At 63.2% G+C, this 4,973-nt stretch carries 5 protein-coding genes; 1 reads left to right on the top strand and 4 read right to left on the bottom strand.

Annotated elements, in window-relative coordinates; genetic code table 11:
• Positions 1-67: 67 nt before the first annotated feature.
• The 4 genes from QZ588_RS17745 to QZ588_RS17730 all read right to left on the bottom strand — a co-directional run bounded on the left by QZ588_RS17745 (position 68) and on the right by QZ588_RS17730 (position 3,535).
• Positions 68-643: a hypothetical protein gene (locus QZ588_RS17745; RefSeq protein WP_295544411.1), complete on the bottom strand. Its 576-nt coding sequence runs from the start codon at positions 641-643 to the stop codon at positions 68-70.
• A gap of 75 nt (positions 644-718) precedes the next feature.
• Positions 719-1,363, bottom strand: coding sequence for a serine/threonine protein phosphatase (locus QZ588_RS17740; RefSeq protein ID WP_295544409.1), 645 nt, complete (start codon positions 1,361-1,363; stop codon positions 719-721).
• Between the two features lie 131 nt (positions 1,364-1,494).
• On the bottom strand, positions 1,495-2,760 hold the full coding sequence (locus QZ588_RS17735; RefSeq protein ID WP_295544408.1) for an inorganic phosphate transporter: 1,266 nt from the start codon (positions 2,758-2,760) through the stop codon (positions 1,495-1,497).
• 94 nt (positions 2,761-2,854) lie between these two features.
• Positions 2,855-3,535, bottom strand: coding sequence for a TIGR00153 family protein (locus QZ588_RS17730; RefSeq protein WP_295544406.1), 681 nt, complete (start codon positions 3,533-3,535; stop codon positions 2,855-2,857).
• A 395-nt stretch (positions 3,536-3,930) separates the two neighbouring features.
• On the opposite strand from QZ588_RS17730, the gene QZ588_RS17725 reads away from it, so the two are divergent.
• Positions 3,931-4,932 carry a hypothetical protein gene (locus QZ588_RS17725; RefSeq protein ID WP_295544404.1) on the top strand — a complete coding sequence of 334 codons (1,002 nt, stop codon included), beginning with the start codon at positions 3,931-3,933 and terminating at the stop codon, positions 4,930-4,932.
• Positions 4,933-4,973: the final 41 nt, after the last annotated feature.

Raw genomic sequence — 4,973 nt, 5'->3', positions numbered from 1 at the left:
CTGACAAGCACACTATCGGCCATCGATTCTGCATGATCACCATGGCCGTATCTGGTCGCAGATTGAACTACCTACCCCGCGGCAACGTGTCGATGGGTGCGCCGATCACCTTGGCCAGACGCTCGATCTTGGCTTGTCGCCAGCGTCGCATGTGCTCGGCTTCCGCCGGCGCCGGCAATGGTGCGATGCAGATACCCCGCTTGGGCGCTTTGTTCTTGAGCGCCAAGCCCTTGGCGCTGAGCTTGAGACGCAGATGGCTGTTGGCCACCAGCTTGGGGTAGTCCAATAACCGGCGCTGCAGTGGGTCATCCCGTCCGAGCGTGAGTGATCCATTCGGGGTCAGCCGCAGGAAGCCGCTGATGCCATCGAAAAAGGTGCTCGGATCAAAGAGCAAAAAATTACCGCTGCGCGCGAAGCTACCATCGGCCCGCACCACCCACTCCGGCTCCAGCCGCAGTTGATAGCCATCACCGCGGCCGAGCAGTAACTGCAGCGGCAGCACCGGCAGTGGGACACGGACCTTCTTGTCGCTCAGGCGCAGCGCATCGGCCAGTTCGAGGTCGTCGCATTCCTCCATTCCCTGCAGTAAATCCTGAAAGTAGCGCAGAAAGCGGTGACGCGATTCGGTGGTGGCGTAGGCCATGGTCAGACACACATACTCACATTGATGACTGCACGCCCTCGCACACGGCGATGGCGGCACCGAGGCTGCGGCAGTTCACATGGAGGCGCAGGGCAATGGGGGCGTGGCGAAGCGCATTGGCGGATCCCCTACGCACTCGCGGACGTACACCTGCAGACCATGGGCATGGAAGTGCGCGGCGACGCGGCCGAAAAGCTGGATTTGCGCCCGTATGCGGGGTAGATCGATGTCATCATCCACAGGATGCGTTCCTTGCAGCGCCCTCGCCCGGCGCTGCGCTTCAACCCGTTCGGGTGCCGGCAGCAGAAATTCAAAAACAAATCGCTTCCGCCAGTTCACCGCCAGCGGGAAGCGCTTCTCCGCCGGCAGGTGGATGCGTGCGGGCTCGAACTGCAGCCGGTCCCAAGCCGCAAGCCAGGCGGCTTCGAACAGGGCTAGGCCCCCGGTCCGGCCCACGAAGGGTAGCCCCAGGTGAATCTCCCGTGGCCGTATCAACAATGCCTGGGCGCGCCACCAGCCCTTACGGCTGAGATCCACATAGCCCTCCTCGGGCCAGCCGCCGACTCGGCGAATAAAGGTGGACTTGCCACTGCCCGGTGGTCCAGTGACGATGAGCTGGTTGAAGCGCACCCGACGAGCCACCGGCACGTCGCGGAACTGCTTTACTTGTGTCACCGGCACCAGATCCAGTTCCGGCAGCGCGGTGATGAGCGGCGGCATCGAGACCCCTTGTCGCTGCGTGTTGGCCAAGCTCAGGCGCGAGCGCCGATGGGGCGGTCACCAGCCGAGTGGCTGCACCCACCGGAGCGAACCGACGCAGCACGACGCCGGCCCTACTCCAAGCCTTGACCTTAGCTGAAAATGCCTTTGAACAGGAAGAAAATCCCCGCCGCGAGCAGGGCTCCTGCCGGCAATGTCACCACCCACGACAGAAAAATATTGCCCACCACCCGCAGGTCCAGCGCGCCGATGCCGCGGGCGAGGCCCACTCCCATGACACAGCCCACGGCGATCTGTGTCGTTGACACCGGTAGCCCGGTTTTCGAGGCCAGCACCACGGTGGACGCGGCCGCCAGGGTGGCGCAATAGCCCCGGGTTGGGGTCAGTTCTGTGATGCGGGTGCCAATGGTCTGCATGACACGGTAGCCGAGTGTGGCCAGACCCAGCACGATACCGGCACCGCCGAGGCCCAGTATCCACAGTGGCAGGGCCGCCTCCTGTGCCACCCGGCCACCAGTCTCGACGATGGAGACCACTGCGGCCATGGGGCCAATGCCGTTGGCGACATCATTGGACCCGTGCGCGAAGGCCATGGCACAGGCGGTGAAGATCATCATCGGCGTGAAGACCCGCTCCACGTTGGCGAAGTGATGGCTGCGCTCCGCTTTGACATCCACCTTGACGCGGTTGATCATCCAACTGCCGATGAGGGCCACCAAGAGACCGATGACGGTGGCCGCCGCAACGCTCTGCCAGGCGGTGAGGTGCAGATCCAGATGCTTGAGGCCCTTGAACAGCGTCACCAGGCTGATGATCCAGCCCACCAGAAAGACGTAGACCGGGCCCCAACGCTTGGCGCTCTTGAACGGGTCCGCCGTATCCAGGATGAGCTTGCGAATGCTCAACATCAGAAACAGCGCAATGACACCTCCCACCAGCGGCGAAACGATCCAGCTCGCAGCGATCTGTCCAATTTTTCCCCATTGCACCGCATCGATACCGATACCGACCATCGCAAAGCCGACGATGGCGCCAACGATGGAGTGGGTGGTGGAGACCGGCCAGCCGCGGGTGGTGGCGACCATCAGCCAGATGGCCGCCGCCAGCAGCGAAGCGAGCATGCCGTATACCAGCAGCTCCGGGCTATCTGCCAACGGACCGGCGTCGATGATGCCTTTGCGGATGGTAGAGGTCACCTGCCCGCCGGCGATGAAGGCACCGGCAAACTCAAACACAGCGGCGATCAGGATCGCCTGCTTGACCGTGATGGCGCCGGAGCCCACCGAGGTGCCCATGGCATTGGCCACGTCATTGGCACCGATACCCCAGGTCATGTAGAAGCCGAAGATGATGGCGAGAATCAGAAAGACGGTCCCATAGGTGGCGATAATTTCCATTATTTTCTCCCAAGATGCGCGTAAGCCGACCCGACACTCGACGCTTTGTGCGACCGGGTGCCGCGCGCGGTCACGATGATGGCGGTGTGTTGCGTCAGCGTGCGATGAGCAGCAGCATGCGGTCGCCCACCTTCTCGGCGTTGTCTGCGATATCGCCAATCCACTGAATCAAGCGGTACCAGAACATCACCGAGACCGGCGACATCACCTGCTCGTGTGCGAACAGCTTGCGTGTGAGTGCCATGCCGATGTCGTCGGTTTCGGTCTCGATGGCGTTCAGTTGCTTGACCATCTCCTCGACCCGCTCCGCCTCCGGACCGCGAAAGCCGGTCTCGATGAGCTCGTCCAGCTCGCCGATAATGGCGTTCGACTGGGCACAGGCATCCACACAGCGGCGCACCAGGGCCTCGAGGTCGTCCCGCATGACCTCGAGCACGGTCATCTCGCGCTGCTGCAGCAGTCCGGCGATGTCCTGTGCCGTATCGGCGATGGCATCCTGCACCTCCAGCACCTCCAGCAGATCCCGGCGATCCACGGGCAGGAACAGGCTCCGGGGCAAATGCAGCCGCACCTCGTGCTTGATCTGGTCGGCCTCGTGCTCTTTTTTGAAAATCGCCGCCTGCGTCTCGGCCATGGTCTTCGTATCGCCGGCGATCAAGGCATCGAACAGAACCGGCACCAGGGCCACACAGTCGTTGACCACGGCCATGTGCTGCTGCATCGGCTTGAACGGTGAGCGGGCAAACAGTGCTGCGATGGGGTTTTTCGGCTTCATCGTGGCTCCTCCTGAAATCCAATACACATTGATGGCTATCAGCGTCGAATCTTTAGACGTTTTGTCAGAGCCCATCGCTGTCGTCGCCTCCCCGACGCGCGATGGTGTGGTGTTATGGTGTCTACCTGCGGGTGTGTGCAGGTTATTGTTAACAAGACTGTCAGAAATCAGCAAGATTTTCGTAACATTCCACTAGGATCGGCCTCCGTCCGGCTCCCGCAGCAAGTCCGGCGCACAGGCCGACCCCGGCCGGGGCCACCGACGCTCCGGGCCGAAGATGGCCGACGGATCGCCTGCGGCGACCATCCCGGCGACGCCATGCCAGATGTCGCGCCATCAACGGCTGCTGCGCCGGAGGTCTCCGGTCCGAGCACCATGCCAAGAGGTCCGCGGCGATGAAAAAGCTCGCAAACCGTTTCCGTATCGGAGAAAAGATCGTCCTGGGCTTCGGCACCATCGGCCTGATCTTTCTCGGCGTCATCTGGTACTACCATGGCAGCCTGCGTGACATGGCCGCCGCCTACCAGGACCTCTCGGCGATCTACGGCGCCCGCCAGGCGCAGGCCTTCGCCATCGAGAGTCGCGTCTCTGCCATGCGCTCGGCGGCCGATCGCTTCCTGCTGACACGCGACCTGGCCTTCGCCGAGCAGACGCTTGAAGCCGCCGCCGCCCTGCGGACACAGACGGCGGAACTGGCGCAGTTGAACGGCGATGCAGCGCGCACCGCCGCGGCCATCGACGCCTTGGCAGAGGACTTCACGAGCCGCTTTCAGGCCATCGTCGAGGCCTGGCGCAACCGCGGTCTGGACGAAGACTCGGGCCTGCAGGGGGCCTTTCGGGCGGCGGTGCACGAGCTTCAGGATCGCGCCGCCCACTACAACGTCGATCGGCTCTATCTGTTGCTGCTGCAGGTCCGCCGGGGTGAAAAAGACCTCGGCCTGCGTCGCGATCCCCGCTACCGCGAGCAGGTCTTCGCGCTGCTCGAAGAGATGCGGGCGGAGCTGGCCGCATCCGGGCTGCGCGAAGACACCCGGCGGGCCCTGAGCGACGAGATCACCGCCTACCGCGACCGCTTTGCCGGTTACGCTGAGCGCGTGCTCGCCGGCGAGTCCAGCAACGGCGGTATGGGCCCTTTCCGGGACCGCGCCCATCGCATCGAGGATCTGCTGCGGGCCCACTACATCCCAGATCTCGAGACCACCCTCTTGCAGATGCGCCGGCGTGAAAAGGACTATCTACTGCGCGGCGATGCGACATACATCGCCGCAGTGGACACGCTCGCCGACGCCATCAGCGCACGCATTGCCGACGCCTCCGTGGCGCCCGCGCAGAAGAGCCGCCTGTTGTCCCTGCTCGACGACTATAGTGATTTCATTTGTCAGACCAAAGGTGAATGAACTCAAATCATGCAGGCATGTCTAAATAAGTAGAGAGAGAA

The organism is uncultured Thiohalocapsa sp., from assembly GCF_913062725.1.
Classification (GTDB): domain Bacteria; phylum Pseudomonadota; class Gammaproteobacteria; order Chromatiales; family Chromatiaceae; genus Thiohalocapsa.
Note: the sequence above shows the minus strand (reverse complement) of the source record. Positions and strands in the feature narration are given on the sequence as shown.

Excerpts from the sequence above, each read along its gene's own strand:
- QZ588_RS17730 (WP_295544406.1), bottom strand. The coding sequence starts at position 3,535 with ATGAAGCCGAAAAACCCCATCGCAGCACTGTTTGCCCGCTCACCGTTC.
- QZ588_RS17740 (WP_295544409.1), bottom strand. The coding sequence starts at position 1,363 with ATGCCGCCGCTCATCACCGCGCTGCCGGAACTGGATCTGGTGCCGGTG.
- QZ588_RS17745 (WP_295544411.1), bottom strand. The coding sequence starts at position 643 with ATGGCCTACGCCACCACCGAATCGCGTCACCGCTTTCTGCGCTACTTT.
- QZ588_RS17725 (WP_295544404.1), top strand. The coding sequence starts at position 3,931 with ATGAAAAAGCTCGCAAACCGTTTCCGTATCGGAGAAAAGATCGTCCTG.
- QZ588_RS17735 (WP_295544408.1), bottom strand. The coding sequence starts at position 2,760 with ATGGAAATTATCGCCACCTATGGGACCGTCTTTCTGATTCTCGCCATC.